Origin of the sequence: Streptomyces sp. CA-111067 (genome assembly GCF_050956065.1) — a bacterium.
In the GTDB taxonomy this organism is placed as follows: Bacteria; Actinomycetota; Actinomycetes; order Streptomycetales; family Streptomycetaceae; genus Actinacidiphila.
On the sequence record NZ_CP192103.1, the window covers coordinates 8,251,979 to 8,268,226 of the forward strand.

Below are 16,248 nucleotides of genomic sequence, written 5' to 3' on the forward strand. Positions count from 1 at the left end.
ACATGCATGCGCATCCAATGCAAGCGCATTTAATGAGCGTGCATAATCGTCCGCTTTCTGCTACCGTGCAGACATGACCGGCGACAAGGGTGAGCGGGCGCTCGTAGCGGAATGGCGGGGAATCCTGGCCGTTCACGCACGCACGGCATGTGAACTCGACCGCGAGCTGCATCAGTACGGTCTCGGCGCCAGCGACTTCGAGGTGCTCGACGTGCTCGGCGCCGGCGACCCGCAGGACGGCGGCTGCACCTTCCGCGTGCAGGAGCTCGCCGACCGGGTGCACCTGAGCCAGAGCGCGCTGTCCCGGCTGGTCGCCAGGCTGGAGAAGGAAGGCCTGGTCGACCGCGGGATCTGCAGCGAGGACCGGCGCGGCGTCCGGGTCGGCATCACCGAGAGCGGCCGGGCCAGGTACGAACTGGCCAGGCCGGTGCACCGCGCCGTGCTTGAGCGGATGCTGTCCAGTGCGCAGGTGCCCGCCGCGGTCTGAGCCGTCCGGCTCCAGTCCATCGCGCGGTCCAGCCTGCTGCATGAACGTGCCCTGGGATCCGGTCAGTTGACGCCGCTCGACCGCCGCCACAGCTCGACCAGCGAATCGTCGCCCGCCACCGTCAGACCGTCGAACGGCGCCCGGTTCCACAGCGCCAGATAGACGTCGACGGCCGGGCCGCTGACGGTGCAGTCCGCCTCGCCCCCACCCCCGCGCTCGGTCACCGGTGCGGCGGCCGACAGCCGCATCAGCCAGTCGCCGCCCGGCACGTCGAGGGTGCGCACCCGCAGCGAACTCGGGCGCTCGGTACGGACCTTGCCCGACCGCCTGACCTGGAAGCCGGCCAGCAGCTCATCGACGCCGTCGGCCGCGAACGCGCTGTCGATCGGCCCGGGAGCCGCACCGACGGCCGCCTCCGCGTCCACCCGGTGAATCGTCGTCTCGTGGGCCTGCCGCCTGGCCCAGAAGGCCCGCGGTGACGGCGCCGGCAGGAAGTACCAGCAGTCCAGGTCGGCCGGTGCCGAGGTCAGAGCGTCGGTCAGCCGGCCGTGCGACTTCCGGTACCAGTCCAGCAGGTCGACGCCGTCCGGTGCCTCCTCGCGCATCGGCTGCCTGCTGCGGTGGCCGTCCACCACGAACGAGGTCGCCCACCGGTGCACCGCGCCGGTGTGCGTCAGCAGATCGCGCACCCGCCACTCGGGACAGGGCGGCACCGGGGCGTCAAGTCCCGCGTTGCCGGCGGCGTCCGCCAGCATCGTGCCCTCACGGCGCAGGGTCGTGATGAAGTCGATCGTGTCCATCCCCGGATTGTCGCAACACCCGGCGGGGTGCCGCGCGGACGGTCGGCGAAGCCTTGCGGAAGGTGGGCGAAGCCTTGCGGGCGGTGGGCGGAGGCCGGTCAGCGCGCGGGGACCCGGCGCCGGGCGAGCCGGGCCGCACAGCCGAGCAGCGCGGCGTTGACCACGGCGGCGACCAGCGCCGCCACCAGCGTCAGCGTCCAGCCTGACCAGCCGTACGCCGTCACCTCGCTGTTCATGCCGCCGACGGTGACGAAAAGCAGCCAGAGCAGCGGGGTCCACGGCAGCGTGGCGATCAGCAGCCAGGTGCCGGTGATCGAGCTGCGCGTGCCCGAGTACACGGCGGTGTCCAGCAGGAACAGCAGGACGGAGGCGGCCACCACGACGAGGTAGGCCCGCGAGATCCGCTCGCGGTACAGCGGGTGGGCCGCGGTGGTCAGCCAGGTCGGTATGCGCATCGCTCCTCCTGCGAACGGTCGGCTCCGTATGCCCGGACTCCGGTCGGCACGAGCCCTGGTCGGCACCGGCCACGGTCCCGTACGAACGACGTACGGCCCCCGTTGTCCGGAACCAGGCGTCCGGGGGACCCAGCATGCCCCGTCGCGGCCCGCGGCGCACCGCCCCCGCGTCAGTTCTCCGCCCGGGTGTTGCGCACCGCATAGGCGATGACCGCCGCCATGGTGGCCAGGACGGAGACCGTGGTCAGGGCGACGGGCAGCCCCAACGCGTCGGTGAGGAAGCCGATCGACGGCGGCCCGAGCAGCATGCCGCCGTAGCCGAACGTGGAGGCCGCGGCGACCCCGGTGGGGCCGGTCAGCGCGCCGGCCCGGGCGATGGCGGTGGGGAAGAGGTTGGCCAGGCCGAGGCCGGTGATCGCGAAGCCGAGCATCACCAGCGCGACGAACGGCGCCAGGGCGGCGACCAGCATTCCGGCGGCGGCGGTGAGGCCGCCGAGCACCAGGGCGCGGGTCTGGCCGATCCGTATCAGCAGCGCGGAGCCGGTCAGCCGGCCGAAGGTCATCGCGAGCGTGACGCACGCGTAGCCGACCGCCGCGAGCCCCGGGCCGGTGTGCAGGTCCTGCTGGACGTGCAGGGCTCCCCACTCGGCGAGCGCGCCCTCGCCGTAGGCGGAGCAGGCCGCGATCAGGCCGAAGACGACGACCAGCAGGCCAATGCGCTGCCCGGACTGCGGCACCGGGCCGGCCGACTCGGTCTGCACCGGGCCCGACGACCCTGCCTGTACCAGGGCCGCCGATCCGGCTGGCTGCGAAACCGTGGAGCCGGTGGGTTGCGGGCCTGCCGATCCCGTCGGCCGCGAACCCGCGCCCGCGGTCTGTTCCGGGATGACCGCCTCCGGCTCCGCCTGCGCCACGACCCCCGCCCCCCGCGTGCCGCGCAGCGGGTGGGCGATCAGCGGCCGCCCCGCCAGCGCGACGGTCAGCAGCCCGATCGGGGTGAGCAGCAGCAGGTGGGTGCTGGGGGACAGGTGCGGCGCGAGCAGCCCGCCGAGGCCCGCGCCGATCAGGGCGCCGAGGCTGTACGCCGCATGGAAGCTGGACATCACCGGCCGGCGCAGCGCGGCGACCAGGTCGACGGCGACGCTGTTCATGGCCACGTTCAGGCCGCCGTAGCCGACGCCGAAGACCAGCAGCACCAGGCCGAGGGCGAGCGCCGAGTGCGTCCTCGGCGGCAGCGCGATGCTCAGCGCGAGGAGGACGGCGGTGACCACCGTGATCCGCTCGCTGCCGAACCGCCGGCACAGCCCGCCGGTGATCATCATGGTGGCCACCGCGCCCACCGACACGCCGAGCAGTGCCAGGCCCAGCTGGCCGGCGGAGGCGCCGGTCTGCGCCTTGATGGCCGGGATGCGGACCACCCAGCCCGCGAAAAGGAAGCCGTCCACAGCGAAGAAGACGGTCAGGGCGATGCGCAGGCGGCGGAGTTGGGGTTCTGGGGCGGGAGTGTGGTGGGATCGGCCGAGGACCGTCCCTATTTTGTTTAGCGTCGGCACAAAGTCAGAATAGGGGGGTGACACAGATTCGGACAAGGCTTGAGCGGGGCCGCGGTGCACTCGGACCCGCGCTTTCCCTCGTGCACACCGGCCGCGCGGCCACCCGCGCCCTGCTCACCGCGGAGCTCGGGGTGACCAGGGCCACAGCGGGAGCCGTCGCCGCCGAGCTGGAGGCGCTCGGCCTGATCCGGGTGGACACCCGGCCCACCGGACCGTCCGGCGGCCAGGGCCGCCCCTCGCACCGGCTAGCGGTCGCCCCGCAGGGACCGGTCGCGCTGGCCGCCCAGGTGCACGCCGACGGCTTCAGGGCGGCGCTGGTCGGACTCGGCGGCGGCATCGTGGCCACCGCGCCCGGCTCCATGACGGTGCCGGCCGACCCGGCGCACGTGCTCGGCGCGGTCGTGGAGACCGGCGCGGAGCTGCTGCGCGCCTCGGGACGGGTGTGCGTCGGCGCGGGGCTCGCCGTGCCCTCCGCCGTCGCCGAGCCCGAGGGCACCGCGCTCAACCCGCTGCACCTGGCCTGGCCGGCCGGCGCCCCGGTCCGCGAGGTGTTCGAGGAGCAGATCGCCAGGGTCGGCATCACGGGCCCCGGCGGCGACCCGGTGCCGTCGTTCGTGGCCAACGACGTGAACGTGGCCGCGCTCGCCGAGCACCGGCACGGCGCCGGGCAGGAGGCGCAGCACCTGCTCGTGGTCGCCTCAGGCCACCGCGGGGTCGGCGGCGCCCTGGTGCTCGACGGCCGGCTGCACACCGGCAGTTCCGGCCTCGCCCTGGAGGTCGGCCACCTCACGGTGGTGCCCGACGGGCGGCCCTGCCACTGCGGCAGCCGCGGCTGCCTGGACGTCGAGGCCGACCCGCTGGCGTTCCTCGAAGCGGCCGGCCGCGCCCCGGGGCCGGAGGTGTCGCTGCTCCAGCAGTGCCGCGACCTGCTCCGTACGGAGTACGCCGACCCGTCGGTACGCGAGGCGGCCGGCCTCCTCATCGACCGGCTCGGCCGCGGTCTGGCCGGCCTGGTCAACGTCCTCAACCCGGACCGGATCCTGCTCGGCGGCCTGCACCTGCACCTGCTGGACGCCGACCCGGAGCGGCTGCGCGCGGTCGTGGCCGACCACAGCCTGTGGGGCCGCAGCGGGAGCGTGCCGGTGCTGGCCTGCGCGCTCGACCACAACAGCCTGGTCGGGGCGGCGGAACTGGCCTGGCAGCCGGTGCTCGACGATCCGCTGAGCGTCCTGGGCGGCTGACCTGGGGCGGCCTGGCCCGGTGGAGCGTGGTGGCGGGTGACTGCGGTCCGGTCGGCCCTGGCGGCCTGGCGGCCCGGTGGAGCGTGGTGGCGGCTGACTCCGGTCCGGTCGGTCTGGCGGCCCGGCTGGGCCTGGTGGCGGGTGACCCCGGTTCGGTCGCTCCGGCGGCCCGGCTGACTCCGGCAGCCGCCTTCCGGCTGGCTCCGCGCCCCTTGCCGGCGTCAGAACAGCGGCTGCGGCTCCTCCACCGGTGGCGGCACCGGTCTCGTCGGCACGTCGCAGACCGCCCCGGCGGGCCGCCGCAGCGGCCAGCCGGCCGCCAGCCGGGTGTCGAGCAGCAGGCAGCCGGCCGTGGTGTCCACGTACAGGTCGTGGCCCGCGACCGCCAGGACCGTGCCGGTCAGGGCGCGGCCCGGTGGCAGCGCGGTGACCTCGGCGGCCGGGAGCGGGGGAGCCGGGTCGAGGCCGAACAGGGCGCCGTGGTCCACGACTTCGTACTCCCGCAGGCGCAGTGACCCCGGCAGCCGGTCGCGCAGCGCCAGCACCCGGTCGTACACCTCGCGCAGCCCGGCCGCCCGCTCCGCCGGCGGCGGCAGCTGCCCGCGTGCCGCGCGCTTGGCCGCGGACGGCATCCGGTCGGGGATCGCCAGGGCGGCGCCGAGCAGCGCCTCGGTGCGGCGGGCGGTCATCAGCGGGCCCTCGCCGAGGAAGGTGAAGCACAGCGCGGCCTGCTCAAGCAGCCTGGCATCGCCGCGGGCCACCCCGGTGATGCCCACCTTGTACCGGCCGGGGCCGAAACCCGCCAGGTAGACGGCGTACGGCCGCGGATCGTCCCTGGTGTCGGCCGCCACCGAGAACCTGCGGTCGAGGACCGCGCACTCCTCGCACTGGTCGCGCCGCGACGCCGCCGGAAGCGCAGCCGTTCGCGGGCACGGATTCCACCGGCCGCCGCGCCAGACCCCGGCGCAGCGCCGTACCGCCTCCTCTGCCACCGCCAGCGACAGCGCCTCGCCGAGCCGCAGCGGGCTGGTCCTGGCGGTGCCGGTGACCGGCGGCCGGCCCGGCGGTCCCTGCGGGAGCCACCAGGTCCACTGCGGGCGGCCGTCCCGCCAGCGGAGTCCCGTACAGCGCCACATGCCGCCAGCGTAGGGGCGCCCACTGACAACCGGCGGCGGCCCGCTGACAGCCGGCCTGGAGCAGCCGCCGGGGCTCCCGGTACTCCGCCGGGAGCAGGCCAGGTGCCGCTGGCCGTACGACGACCTGGCGGCCCGGAAAAGCCAGGCTCGGTGGTGTCGGAGAACCCGGCACGACCGAGGAGATGACGAGTGATGAACACCCTGGCTTGGCACGACGGCGGGCCCGGCCCGTGGATCCTGTTCTTCCCGCTGATCTGGGTCTTCGCGGTGGCCGCCGTGATCACCCTGGTGCGCCGCACCGGCTGGCGCGGCCGGGTCGGCCCCTGGCAGGGCGGACCCGGGCAGGGCAGGTCCGTCGGCGGCGAGAACTCCCCGATGGCGGTGCTCGGCCGCCGGTTCGCCGCGGGCGAGATCGACGAGGAGGAGTACTGGCGCCGGATGTCGGTGCTCGACGAGCACTTCGGCCGCGACCTGCGCGGCGGCAAGGGCGGTGCGGCATGACGCACACGGTCTCCGCGCCTGACGGCGTGATGGCCGCCCGTGTCGCCGGCGCCGCGAAGGTCTACGGCGCCGGCGACGCGGCCGTGCACGCACTGGACGGTGTGACGGTCGGCTTCCCGGCCGGCCGGTTCACCGCGATCATGGGGCCGTCCGGCTCCGGCAAGTCCACGCTGATGCACTGCGCGGCCGGCCTTGACACCCTCAGCGCGGGCGCCGCGTTCATCGGCGAGACGGAGCTCGGCTCGCTCGGCGACCGGCAGTTGACGCTGCTGCGCCGCGAGCGGATCGGCTTCGTGTTCCAGTCCTTCAACCTGGTGCCGACGCTGACCGTCGCCGAGAACATCACCCTGCCGATCGACCTGGCCGGCGGCCGCCCCGACACCGAGTGGGTGGACGCGCTGATCGACGTCGTCGGCCTCGGGGACCGGCTGGCGCACCGGCCGAGCGAGCTGTCCGGCGGCCAGCAGCAGCGGGTCGCGGTGGCCCGCGCGCTGGCCGGACGGCCCGACGTGGTCTTCGCCGACGAGCCGACCGGCAACCTCGACTCCCGCTCCGGCGGCGAGGTGCTCGACCTGCTCGGCCGGGCCGTCCGCGAGATGGGCCGCACGGTGGTCATGGTGACCCACGACCCCGGCGCCGCCGCGCACGCCGACGAGGTCGTCTTCCTGGCCGACGGCCGGCTGGTCGACCGGATGGCCGGGCCCACCGCGGCCACCGTGCTCGACCGGATGAAGTCCCTCGACGGCCGTCCGGCCGGCGCCGGAACGAGCCCGGCGGGAGGCGCGTCGGCATGAGCGCGGGCAGCACCTCACTGCGCATCGGCCTCGCCGGGCTGCGCTCCCACAAGCGGCGGTTCGCGGGCACGTTCGTCGCGGTCTTCCTCGGGGTGGCGTTCCTGGCCGGCACGATGGTCATGGGCGACACGCTGCGGGCCAGCTTCGGCACGCTGTTCGCCGACGCCAACAGCGGCACCGACACGGTGGTGCGCGGCGCCGACGAGATCAAGGCGTCGGGGCCGGGACAGGGCGCCAGGGAACCGGTGCCCACCGGGCTGGCCGGCACCATCGGCAAGGTGCCGGGGGTGGCCGCCGCCGTGCCCGACATCGAGGGCGCCGGCCAGCTGATCGGCTCCGACGGCAAGCCCGTCGGCGGCAACGGACCGCCGACCGTGGCCGGCGGCTGGATCACCGACCAGAAGCTGAACCCGTACCGGCTGGCCGAGGGGCGCGCCCCGCGCGGCCCCGGCGAGGCCGTCATCAACCGCGGCGCCGCCGACAAGGGAAAGCTGCACCTCGGCGACACGACGCTGGTCCGCACCCCCGACCCGGTGAGGATCACCATCGTCGGGGTGGCCACCTTCGGCGGCGAGGACGGCATGGGCGAGGCCACCTACACCGGCCTGAGCGCCGCCGACGCCCAGCGCTACCTGATGCCGCGGCCCGGCGAGGCCACCAGCATCAAGGTCAGAGCCGGACCAGGAGTCAGTCAGCGGGAGCTCACCGACCGGATCAGCAAGGTGCTGCCCGCGCACTTCGAGGCGATCACCGGCAAGAAGGCCACCGACGAGACGCAGAGCTCGACCTCGGGCGCGTTCCTGACCATCTTCACCACACTGCTGACGGTGTTCGCCGGGATCGCGCTGCTCGTCGCGACCTTCAGCATCCACAACACGTTCGCGATCGTCGTCGCCCAGCGCACCCGGGAGAACGCGCTGCTGCGGGCGCTCGGCGCGACCCGCCGCCAGGTGCTCGGCTCGACCATGGCGGAGGCCGCCGCGGTCGCCGTCGCGGCCTCGGTGGCCGGGCTGCTCGGCGGCATCGGGATCGCCGCCGGACTGCAGGCGCTGTTCCCCGCGGTCGGCTTCCCGTTCCCGGCCGGCGGCCTGAAGATCCACGCCCTGGCGCTGGCCGTGCCGCTGGCCGTCGGACTGCTGGTCTGCACCGGCTCCGCGGCCATGCCCGCGGTGCGGGCCGGCCGCACGGCGCCGATCGCCGCGCTCCGCGAGACCGCGACCGACAGCTCGGGCGGGTCCCGCAGGCGCGCGCTGACCGGGGCGGTGACCGGTGCCGTCGGCATCGCGCTCACCGTGACCGGTGCGGCCGGGCCGAGTGTGCTGCCCACCGCCGCCGGCGCCGTGCTCACCCTGGCCGCGTTCGTGGTGCTCGGCCCGGTGGCCTCCACGGTCGCCGTCCGGGCGCTGGGAGCGCCGGTCAGCGCGCTGCGCGGGGTGACCGGCTCGCTGGCCCGCCGCAACGCGCTGCGCAGCCCGCGGCGGACCGCCGCCACGGCCACCGCGCTGATGATCGGCGTGGCGGTGGTCTCGCTGTTCGCGGTGCTGGGCGCCTCGTTCAAGGCGACCCTCAACCAGACGGTCGACCGGTCGTTCGCCGGCGACGTCGCGATCAGCGAGAAGGTCTACGGCGCGGGCGGCGCCGGGCTCAGCCCGAAGCTGGCGCCGGCGATCGCCCGGCTGCCGGAGGTGAAGGAGACCGTCGGCCTCGGCCGCGGGGTCGCCGAGGTGAACGGCAGCGGCCGGCAGCTCACCGTCGCCGACCCGGCGGCGCTCTCCCGGCTGCTCGACCTCGGCACCGTACGCGGCTCGCTGGCCGGCCTCGGCACGCACGGCATCGCGGTCGCCAAGGACGAGGCGGACAAGCGCGGCCTGACCACCGGCAGCCCCGTCACCCTCACCTTCACCGACGGCCGGCGGCTGCCGTTCACCGTCGGCGCGGTCTACGACCAGGCCGGGTTGGCCGGGAACTACGTCATCACCCGCGCGGCCTGGAACCCGCACCGCGTCCAGGACAAGGACACCCTGGTCGCGGTGGACTTCAAGGACGGCGTCGGCACCGCGGCCGGCAAGGCCGCGGTCACCAGGGCCGCGGCGGCCTTCGGCAACCCGGACGTGCAGACCAAGAGCGAGTACGCCACGTCCTCGGCGGCCGGCATCGACACCTTCCTCACGCTGATCTACGCGCTGCTCGCACTCGCCGTGGTGATCGCGCTGCTCGGCATCGCCAACACGCTCACCCTCGCGGTGCACGAGCGGACCCGCGAGCTCGGCCTGCTGCGCGCGGTCGGCCAGACCCGCGCGCAACTGCGGGCGATGGTCCGCTGGGAGTCGGTGATGGTGGCCGCGTTCGGCACCGCGGGCGGCCTCGTCCTCGGCTCGTTCCTCGGCTGGGCGCTGGTCAGGGCGACCGACGACACGGGTACCGGCGCGTTCGCGCTGCCGCCGGGCTCGCTTGCCGTGGTGCTGCTGGTCGGGATCGCGGCAGGCGTGCTGGCCGGCTGGCGCCCGGCCCGCCGCGCGGCCCGGCTCGACGTGCTGCGGGCGATCGCCACCGAGTGAGCGGCGGCCCGGAACGCGGCTGGGCGCCGTCTCCCCTCGGCGGGGAGGCGGCGCCCGGTCGTGCCTTGTGGCGCGGACGATCGCCAGCGGGCCCGGGAAGGGCCCTCGGACGGCCGTCAGGCGACCGACGCGGCAACGGCGATCCGCTCCGGCTGCACCGGCTTGGTCTTCGGGGCCGCCGCACGCAGCGGGAGCACCGTGGGAGCCGGCAGCGGGGTGCTGCGCAAGACGAACCAGACGATCTTGCCGCCGTCCTCCGGGAGCAGGTCGGTGCCCCAGCTGTCGCTCATCGCCTCGACCATCGCCAGTCCGCGCCCGGCGGTGTCGAGCGGCTCCGTCGGCCGCAGGTGCGGCAGCCGCGGGTCGTTGTCGGCCACGGCCACCGTCAGGCAGTCGGTGGCGGCGGTCATCCGCACCGAGCAGTGCTTGTCGGGCTTGGCGTGGCGGTGCACGTTGGCGAGCAGCTCGCTGATGCCGAGCGACGCCGCCTCGATCAGCGGGTCGAGGCGCCAGTAGCGCAGTTGGGCGGAGACGATGCGCCGGATCTGCTGGATCCGGTAGGGGTCCGCGTCGAGTTCGAGCGCGCACTCACGTTCGGCAGGGTCGGTTTGGTCGGCTTGCATGATCACGGCTGCGACTCCCTTCGCGGCGAGGGCCGGAGCCGATTCCGCGGTCCGGGCCGTGCGCCGCTCCGATGGGAACACTTGAGCGAAAACGCGTAGAGTGACTGCTACAGCACTCCGTGATGCGATTTCAGAGTCACCCGTTGTGGCGAATCTCGCAACTCCCGGGAAGCCGCGGCCATGCGGCGACCGGCCTCCGGCCCCTTGCCACGGCGCGTCGGACCGGCCGGACGGCCGTATCCGAAGGACGCGCGAGCCGCTCCGGCCGGCCCGCGCGGAGGCTCACTCGTCGGCCCGCGGGTCCCGGTCTGGCGGCAGCGCCCGGCGGCCGGGCCACCGGTCGCGGGCCCGGTCCAGCATCGCTGCGGTCAGCGCGCCGACCTCGGTGAGGTCCTCTCGTTCCGCGGTCAGCCCGGAGACCACCGCCAGGCGGTGCAGCAGCCGGTCGCGGGCCGAGCCCGGCCCCCACCGCCAGTCGCCGCGTACGGCCCTGGTCAGCTGGTCGCGCCGGCCGCGCTCGTCGCGCGGCACGAGGGCGTCGCCGCGGACCAGCCAGCCGACGCAGGCGTCCACCGGGTCGCCGGGCACCGCCGTGCCCGTCAGCTCCCGCCAGACGGACGCGTAGGCGTTCTCGGCGGCGGCCAGCACCTCGGGGCGCAGCCCCATCGAGCCCCAGCAGGTGGGGAACCCGATCCGCAGATAGGCGAGTTCGACCGCGCCGCTGCCGAGCGCGGCCTGCTCGAAGTCCACGAAGACGGCGCCGGCGGTGGTGTACAGGTCGTTGCCCGGGCACGGATCGCCGTGCAGCAGCGCGTGCTGCCGGCCGGCCTCGGCCGCCAACCGCTGCGCGCAGGCGGCCAGTTCGCCGCGGGCGGCGGCGCTCGCCGGCACCCGCAGGGCCTGCGCGAGGCCGCAGAACGCCTCGACGTCGGACGCCGTCGGGCCGCTCCAGCGCGGCAGCTCCGCCGCGTCGGCCGGGCGCCCGGTGGCGTGCAGCCGGGCCAGCGCGCTCGCGTACGCCACCGGCCAGTCAGGGCCCGGCGCGGTCCGCTCCACCCGGCCGAGCACCATCACCCGGGTGGCCTCGTCGGCGGCGAGCAGCGGCGCCGCCACCGTCAGCCCGGCGCGTGCCGCGATCCGCAGCGCGGCCACTTCCACGGCGAACCGGGTTGTCTCGTCGCCGCCGCCCACGGACTGCTTCACCACCACGCCGGTGCCGCCCAACTCCGCGGACCACACCCGCGACCGCGGGCTCGACCCCAGCCGGCGCACCCCGCTCGCCGCGCCGAACTCCGCCCGCATCGCGGCGGTGAGCGGCAGGCCGCCGCGCATCAGGACGCCGGCCGGGCGCCGCGGGCTTCCCACTGCTTCCTGGTCAACTCGTACTCGACGTCGCCCGATTCGGACCCCTCGATGACCTCGGGCCAATCAGCGAAGTAGGTACGCAGGAAGCTCAGGCCCGCCTTCTCCAGCACCGCGCGCGAACGGGCGTTGACGGTCATCGTGTTGGCGGTGATCCGCTCGACGCCCAGCTCGGTGAAGCCCTTGTCGATCAGGGCGCGGGAGCCTTCGGTGGCGTAGCCGGCGCCCCAGGCGTCCCGGCGCAGCCGGTAGCCGAGTTCGGCCACCGCCGGGCTGTGGTCGTCCAGCGGCCTGAGGCCGAACCAGCCCACGAAGCGGCCGGTGTCCCGCTCCCGCGCGGCCCAGCTGCCGACACCGCCGCCCAGGCACGGGAACGGGCGCGTCAGCTTCGGCAGCCGCTCGGCCAGCACCGCCTGCCGGGAGGTCGGCAGGCCGCCGTTGATGAAGCGGGTCACCTCCGGGTCGCCGTCCAGCTCCACCAGCGCGTCCACGTCCGCCGAGGTGAACGGCCGCAGCGCGAGCCGTTCTGTCACCAGGAAATCCGCCATGGCCCGATCCTCGCCCGGCGGCGGGCCGCGCCGCCAGCGGGTATCGGGCGTGGCGGCTCGTCTCAGCGCGCGGCCTCGTCGCGCGGGTCGCGGCGGGACAGCGCGGCCAGCGTCGTCAGGGCCTGCCGCAGCGCCGCGGGGGAGGGGTTGGCGAGTCCGAGGCGCACCGCGGCCGGCGTGCGGTGCGGGCCGACGGTGAAGGAGGTCGCCGGGGTGACGGCGATGCCCCGGCGGGCCGCCGCGGCCGTGAAGGTGTCCGCCCGCCACGGGGACGGCAGATCCCACCAGCAGAAGTACGCGTGCGGGTCGGCGCGTACCGCCAGGCCCGCCAGGCACCGGGCAGCGATCGTCTGGCGGGCCGCCGCGTCGGCGCGTTTGGCCGCGGCGACCGTCGCCGCCGTGCCGTCGGTGAGCCAGCCGGTCGCCGCCTCCAGGGCGTACCCGGTGGGGGTGCTGCCCGCCGAGCGCAGGGCGTCGGTCAGCGGGCCGGCCAGCCGCGGCGGGGCGACCGCGAAGCCCAGCGTGAGGCCCGGGGCCAGCCGCTTGGACAGGCTGTCGGCCAGCACCACCTGCTTGGGCAGGTACGCGGCCAGCGGCGGCGGCGCGTCCCGCAGGAACGACCAGACCGCGTCCTCGACGGCGACCACCCCGGTCTCCCGCAGTACGTCCGCGAGTTCGGCGCGGCGGCTGTCCGGCATGGTGGTGCCGAGCGGATTGTGCAGCGTCGGCTGGAGGTAGACGGCGCTGAGCGGGGCCGCGCGGTGCGCGTCGAGCAGCGCGCGCGGGAGCAGCCCATCGGCGTCACAGGCCAGCGGCACCAGAGTCTGGCCGAGCCGCCCGGCGACCGCCCTGACCAGCGGATACGTCAGCTCCTCCACGCCGATCCGGCCACCGGCCGGCGCCAGCGCGGCCAGTGCCGCGGCGATCACCTGGCGGCCGTTGCCGGCGAACAGCAGCTCGGACGGGTCGGGTTGCCAGCCGGGGCTACCGAGCAGCGCGCCGACGGCCTCCCGGGCGGCGGCCGTACCGGTCACCCCGGCCGGGCGCAGCGCCGCGGCCAGCACGTCGGGTCTGGCCAGCCGGGCGAGACCCGCGCCCAGCAGCTCCGACTGCCCTGCCACGGCGGGGTAGTTGAGCTCCAGATCGACCGGGGCGGCGGCCGGCTCGGCGAGCGCGGGCCCGTCCTGGCTCGCGGCGGCCCGGACGAACGTGCCGCGCCCCACCTCGCCGACCACCAGCCCGCGCCGGGCCAGTTCGGCGTAGACGCGGCCGGCCGTGGAGTTCGCGATGGCGTTCCTGCGGGCGAAGTCCCGCTGCGTCGGCAGCCGGTCGCCGGGGCGCAGCCGGCCGCCGCTGATCTGCGCCGCCACCGCGTCCGCCACCTGCCGGAAGTCCCGCATCGAAGCCGCCTCCTGTCCGCCGACCGCCCCGGAGCCGGCGCTCGCCGTCCGCCCACCGGAGCCTATGCCACATTGCACCGAGATCAATTCCATCATTGCACTCACCACGGTTCCCGCCTAGCATCGGACCGAGACCGGCCAAGAGGGGGAACACGCAGGTGAGCACCGCATTCGTCAACGGCATCACGGTGGGGTACGACGACACGGGGGAGGGCGACGCGCTGCTGCTCGTCCACGGCCACCCCTTCGACCGCACCATGTGGCGGCCCCAGCCGCCGGCCGTCCCCGGGCACCGGGTGATCGCCCCCGACCTGCGCGGCTACGGCGAGACCACGGTCGTCCCCGGCATCACGCCGCTCGACACCTTCGCCCGCGATCTCGCCGCGCTGCTCGACCATCTCGGCGTCGAACGGGCCACCTTGTGCGGGCTGTCCATGGGCGGCCAGATCGTGCTGGAGTTCCACCGGCTGTTCCCCGGCCGGGTCAGCGGGCTGGTGCTCGCCGACACCTTCGCGCAGGGCGAGACCGAGCAGGGCCGCAAGGAGCGCAACGACCGGGCCGACCTGCTGCTCCGCGAGGGCATGGCCGGCTACGCGCACGACGTGCTCGACTCCATGATCGCGCCTGCCAACGTCGAGGCACTGCCGGAGGTCGCCGCGCACGTCCTGGGCATGATGCTGGCCGCGCCGCCCGAGGGCGCCGCCGCCGCGCTGCGCGGGCGGGCCGAACGCCCGGACTACACCGGCACGTTGCCCGGCATCGCGGTGCCGACGCTGGTGGTGGTCGGCCGGGACGACACCTTCACGCCCGTCTCCGACGCGCGGTTCCTCTTCGAGCGGATCCCGGGGGCGCGGCTGGCCGTGATCGAGGGCGCCGGGCATCTGCCGAACCTGGAGCGTCCTGCCGACTTCAACCGCGCGCTGGCCGGACTGCTGGCCGACGTGTCCGACGCCGGCGCCGAACCCGCGCGCCGGTGAGCCCGTACAGCCGTGAGCCGCGTTCGGCCGGAGCGACCCGCGCCGCTGCGAAACCTGTGAGGTTATGACGAAAGTCTGACGGCGGCCGGCCGGCTCTGGTCAGCGGGCCCCGTACGTGCTCGAATCGGTACATGGAAGACCGCAGGCCGGCGCCCACGAGGAGGCCGGCACCCATCGCGGTGCCCGAGCCCGACAGGCCGGACCCCGACCGATCCCGGCGCGCCGAATCCGGGCGCCCGCCGGGCGACTCCGACACGCCGGGGCCCGCCAGGCACCGGCTCGACACGCCCGACCGCGGCAGCCCGGTGGGCCGCCGGATGATCATCGGCATGCTCGGCCTCGGCGCCGCCGGAGTGGCCTTCGGCGGCGAGATGCAGAACCGGATCGACTCGATACTGGCCTCGGTCAGCGCCAAGGACCCCACCGGAGTCACCGGACTGCTGCCGGGCGGCGGCGGATTCCGCTTCTACTCGGTCTCCAACTCCATCCCGCACCGCGGCGAGGCCGACTACCGGCTGAACATCAGCGGCCTGGTGGACAAGCCGGCCGGCTTCAAGCTCTCCGACCTTCGGTCGCTGCCGCAGACCCGGCTGGTGCGCGACGTGCAGTGCGTGACGGGCTGGCGGGTGCCCAAGACCGCTTTCTCCGGCGTGCGGCTGTCCACCCTGCTCGACGCCGCCGGCGTCAAGGCGGAGGGCAAGGCGATCCGGTTCACCTGCTTCGACGGGGTCTACACCGAGAGCCTCACCATGGACCAGGCCCGCCGCAGCGACATGCTGGTGGCGCTCACCATGAACGACAAGCCGGTCACCGCCGCGCACGGCGGCCCGGTACGGCTCTACGCCGCGCCGATGTACTTCTACAAGTCCGCCAAGTGGCTCTCCGGCATCGAGGTCACCAAGGACGTCCAACCCGGCTACTGGGAGCACTACGGCTATGACGTGGACGGGTGGGTCGGCAAGTCGAACGGCCGCGATGATGAACCGACTTCATGACCTCCAGGACTCCAGGGCGGTCGTCGGTTTCCGCCGCTTCACCCGGGCCGAGACCTGGGTGCACCGCTCGGTGACCTGGCTGATGGGCGTCTGCGTGTTCACCGGCGCCTGCCTGTACTTCCCGCCGCTGGCCGAGATCGTCGGCCGGCGGCGGCTGGTGGTCACCGTCCACGAGTGGTCGGGCATCGCGATCCCGGCGCCGGTCGTCCTCGGCGTGGCCTCCCGGGCGTTCCGCGCCGACGCCGGGCGGCTGGGCCGGTTCTTCCCGCACGACTGGCGCTGGCTGCGGGTGGCGCTGCGCGCGCGGCGCCGCGAACCCACCCTGGCCGGCAAGTTCAACGCCGGCCAGAAGTTGTTCGCGTCCTTCGCCGTCGGCTCTGTGCTGATCATGGCGGGCACCGGGGTGCTGATGTGGTTCCCGCGGCTCAGCCCGCTGGTGTGGCGGACCGGCTCCACCTTCGTCCACGACTGGCTCGCCCTGATCTTCGCCGCGGTGATCACCGGCCACGTCTGGTTCGCCACCAAGGACCCGGAGGCCCGCCGCGGCCTGCGCACCGGCTACGTACCCCGCTGGTGGGTGCGTGACGAGCACCCGCTGTGGGAGCCGGACGAGGAGCAGCCGCGGGCCGGGTCGGACCGGCCGGAGCGCGACACGCGGCAGGCACCGCGCGGTTGACAGCGCGGGGCGGACACGCCGTATCGGGGCGCACCCGCGGCGTTCGCCCGGCCTGCCCGCTTTTCGCCCGCGCCCCTCGTTCCGGCCTCTCGTACGTTCCTGCCCGCCTTTCGTGGCCGCTCTGTTACGGGCAGGACATCCC

16 protein-coding genes are annotated in these 16,248 nt (G+C 74.9%); 8 read left to right on the forward strand and 8 right to left on the reverse strand.

What is annotated here, in order from left to right; genetic code table 11:
* The first annotated feature begins 73 nt into the window (after nucleotides 1–73).
* Nucleotides 74–487, forward strand: coding sequence for a MarR family winged helix-turn-helix transcriptional regulator (locus ACQPW6_RS36445; protein ID WP_433894006.1), 414 nt, complete (start codon nucleotides 74–76; stop codon nucleotides 485–487).
* A 62-nt stretch (nucleotides 488–549) separates the two neighbouring features.
* Here the strand turns inward: ACQPW6_RS36445 and ACQPW6_RS36450 are convergent, their stop codons facing one another.
* From ACQPW6_RS36450 to ACQPW6_RS36460, 3 genes are all read right to left on the reverse strand, one after another.
* Nucleotides 550–1,287, reverse strand: a complete 738-nt coding sequence (locus tag ACQPW6_RS36450; protein WP_433894007.1) for a maleylpyruvate isomerase family mycothiol-dependent enzyme — start codon at nucleotides 1,285–1,287, stop codon at nucleotides 550–552.
* Between the two features lie 98 nt (nucleotides 1,288–1,385).
* A complete protein-coding gene (locus ACQPW6_RS36455; RefSeq protein WP_433894008.1) occupies nucleotides 1,386–1,742 on the reverse strand; it encodes an SCO4225 family membrane protein in 357 nt (118 codons plus the stop codon).
* A gap of 170 nt (nucleotides 1,743–1,912) precedes the next feature.
* The gene (locus tag ACQPW6_RS36460; RefSeq protein WP_433894009.1) at nucleotides 1,913–3,295 is read right to left on the reverse strand and encodes an MFS transporter; all 1,383 of its coding nucleotides are present in this window, start codon (nucleotides 3,293–3,295) and stop codon (nucleotides 1,913–1,915) included.
* 17 nt (nucleotides 3,296–3,312) lie between these two features.
* On the opposite strand from ACQPW6_RS36460, the gene ACQPW6_RS36465 reads away from it, so the two are divergent.
* A complete protein-coding gene (locus ACQPW6_RS36465; RefSeq protein WP_433894010.1) occupies nucleotides 3,313–4,536 on the forward strand; it encodes an ROK family protein in 1,224 nt (407 codons plus the stop codon).
* 221 nt (nucleotides 4,537–4,757) lie between these two features.
* Here the strand turns inward: ACQPW6_RS36465 and ACQPW6_RS36470 are convergent, their stop codons facing one another.
* Nucleotides 4,758–5,672 (reverse strand): DUF2797 domain-containing protein, encoded by a 915-nt coding sequence (locus ACQPW6_RS36470; RefSeq protein ID WP_433894011.1) that lies wholly within the window; start codon nucleotides 5,670–5,672, stop codon nucleotides 4,758–4,760.
* A gap of 192 nt (nucleotides 5,673–5,864) precedes the next feature.
* Between ACQPW6_RS36470 and ACQPW6_RS36475 the strand changes: the two genes are divergently transcribed.
* The 3 genes from ACQPW6_RS36475 to ACQPW6_RS36485 are packed head-to-tail and all read left to right on the forward strand — an operon-like array spanning nucleotide 5,865 to nucleotide 9,525.
* The gene (locus ACQPW6_RS36475) at nucleotides 5,865–6,173 is read left to right on the forward strand and encodes an SHOCT domain-containing protein (RefSeq protein ID WP_433894012.1); all 309 of its coding nucleotides are present in this window, start codon (nucleotides 5,865–5,867) and stop codon (nucleotides 6,171–6,173) included.
* Nucleotides 6,170–6,967, forward strand: coding sequence for an ABC transporter ATP-binding protein (locus ACQPW6_RS36480; protein ID WP_433894013.1), 798 nt, complete (start codon nucleotides 6,170–6,172; stop codon nucleotides 6,965–6,967). The genes ACQPW6_RS36475 and ACQPW6_RS36480 overlap by 4 nt, the downstream gene beginning before the upstream one ends.
* Complete coding sequence (locus ACQPW6_RS36485) at nucleotides 6,964–9,525, forward strand: ABC transporter permease (RefSeq protein ID WP_433894014.1); 2,562 nt, start codon at nucleotides 6,964–6,966, stop codon at nucleotides 9,523–9,525. Before ACQPW6_RS36480 ends, ACQPW6_RS36485 begins: the two co-directional genes overlap by 4 nt.
* A 116-nt stretch (nucleotides 9,526–9,641) precedes the next feature.
* Here ACQPW6_RS36485 and ACQPW6_RS36490 read toward each other — a convergent pair whose 3' ends face one another.
* From ACQPW6_RS36490 to ACQPW6_RS36505, 4 genes are all read right to left on the reverse strand, one after another.
* Nucleotides 9,642–10,148 carry an ATP-binding protein gene (locus tag ACQPW6_RS36490; RefSeq protein ID WP_433894015.1) on the reverse strand — a complete coding sequence of 169 codons (507 nt, stop codon included), beginning with the start codon at nucleotides 10,146–10,148 and terminating at the stop codon, nucleotides 9,642–9,644.
* Between the two features lie 282 nt (nucleotides 10,149–10,430).
* Nucleotides 10,431–11,513 carry a phosphotransferase gene (locus ACQPW6_RS36495; RefSeq protein WP_433894016.1) on the reverse strand — a complete coding sequence of 361 codons (1,083 nt, stop codon included), beginning with the start codon at nucleotides 11,511–11,513 and terminating at the stop codon, nucleotides 10,431–10,433.
* Nucleotides 11,480–12,058, reverse strand: a complete 579-nt coding sequence (locus tag ACQPW6_RS36500) for a GNAT family N-acetyltransferase (RefSeq protein ID WP_433894017.1) — start codon at nucleotides 12,056–12,058, stop codon at nucleotides 11,480–11,482. The genes ACQPW6_RS36495 and ACQPW6_RS36500 overlap by 34 nt, the downstream gene beginning before the upstream one ends.
* 62 nt (nucleotides 12,059–12,120) lie before the next feature.
* Entirely contained in the window at nucleotides 12,121–13,458 is a 1,338-nt protein-coding gene (locus tag ACQPW6_RS36505) for a PLP-dependent aminotransferase family protein (protein ID WP_433894018.1), read from the reverse strand.
* A 158-nt stretch (nucleotides 13,459–13,616) separates the two neighbouring features.
* Between ACQPW6_RS36505 and ACQPW6_RS36510 the strand changes: the two genes are divergently transcribed.
* The 3 genes from ACQPW6_RS36510 (at nucleotide 13,617) to ACQPW6_RS36520 (ending at nucleotide 16,106) form a co-directional block, all read left to right on the forward strand.
* Complete coding sequence (locus tag ACQPW6_RS36510) at nucleotides 13,617–14,435, forward strand: alpha/beta fold hydrolase (protein ID WP_433894019.1); 819 nt, start codon at nucleotides 13,617–13,619, stop codon at nucleotides 14,433–14,435.
* A gap of 131 nt (nucleotides 14,436–14,566) precedes the next feature.
* Nucleotides 14,567–15,430, forward strand: coding sequence for a molybdopterin-dependent oxidoreductase (locus ACQPW6_RS36515; protein WP_433894020.1), 864 nt, complete (start codon nucleotides 14,567–14,569; stop codon nucleotides 15,428–15,430).
* Nucleotides 15,414–16,106: a cytochrome b/b6 domain-containing protein gene (locus ACQPW6_RS36520; protein WP_433894021.1), complete on the forward strand. Its 693-nt coding sequence runs from the start codon at nucleotides 15,414–15,416 to the stop codon at nucleotides 16,104–16,106. Before ACQPW6_RS36515 ends, ACQPW6_RS36520 begins: the two co-directional genes overlap by 17 nt.
* Nucleotides 16,107–16,248: the final 142 nt, after the last annotated feature.

What these genes read in the sequence shown, in the direction of transcription:
- ACQPW6_RS36445 (WP_433894006.1), top strand. Translation starts at nt 74, where the DNA reads ATGACCGGCGACAAGGGTGAGCGGGCGCTCGTAGCGGAATGGCGGGGA.
- ACQPW6_RS36485 (WP_433894014.1), top strand. Translation starts at nt 6,964, where the DNA reads ATGAGCGCGGGCAGCACCTCACTGCGCATCGGCCTCGCCGGGCTGCGC.
- ACQPW6_RS36505 (WP_433894018.1), bottom strand. Translation starts at nt 13,458, where the DNA reads ATGCGGGACTTCCGGCAGGTGGCGGACGCGGTGGCGGCGCAGATCAGC.
- ACQPW6_RS36490 (WP_433894015.1), bottom strand. Translation starts at nt 10,148, where the DNA reads ATGCAAGCCGACCAAACCGACCCTGCCGAACGTGAGTGCGCGCTCGAA.
- ACQPW6_RS36455 (WP_433894008.1), bottom strand. Translation starts at nt 1,742, where the DNA reads ATGCGCATACCGACCTGGCTGACCACCGCGGCCCACCCGCTGTACCGC.
- ACQPW6_RS36520 (WP_433894021.1), top strand. Translation starts at nt 15,414, where the DNA reads ATGAACCGACTTCATGACCTCCAGGACTCCAGGGCGGTCGTCGGTTTC.
- ACQPW6_RS36475 (WP_433894012.1), top strand. Translation starts at nt 5,865, where the DNA reads ATGAACACCCTGGCTTGGCACGACGGCGGGCCCGGCCCGTGGATCCTG.
- ACQPW6_RS36470 (WP_433894011.1), bottom strand. Translation starts at nt 5,672, where the DNA reads ATGTGGCGCTGTACGGGACTCCGCTGGCGGGACGGCCGCCCGCAGTGG.
- ACQPW6_RS36515 (WP_433894020.1), top strand. Translation starts at nt 14,567, where the DNA reads ATGGAAGACCGCAGGCCGGCGCCCACGAGGAGGCCGGCACCCATCGCG.
- ACQPW6_RS36450 (WP_433894007.1), bottom strand. Translation starts at nt 1,287, where the DNA reads ATGGACACGATCGACTTCATCACGACCCTGCGCCGTGAGGGCACGATG.
- ACQPW6_RS36480 (WP_433894013.1), top strand. Translation starts at nt 6,170, where the DNA reads ATGACGCACACGGTCTCCGCGCCTGACGGCGTGATGGCCGCCCGTGTC.
- ACQPW6_RS36500 (WP_433894017.1), bottom strand. Translation starts at nt 12,058, where the DNA reads ATGGCGGATTTCCTGGTGACAGAACGGCTCGCGCTGCGGCCGTTCACC.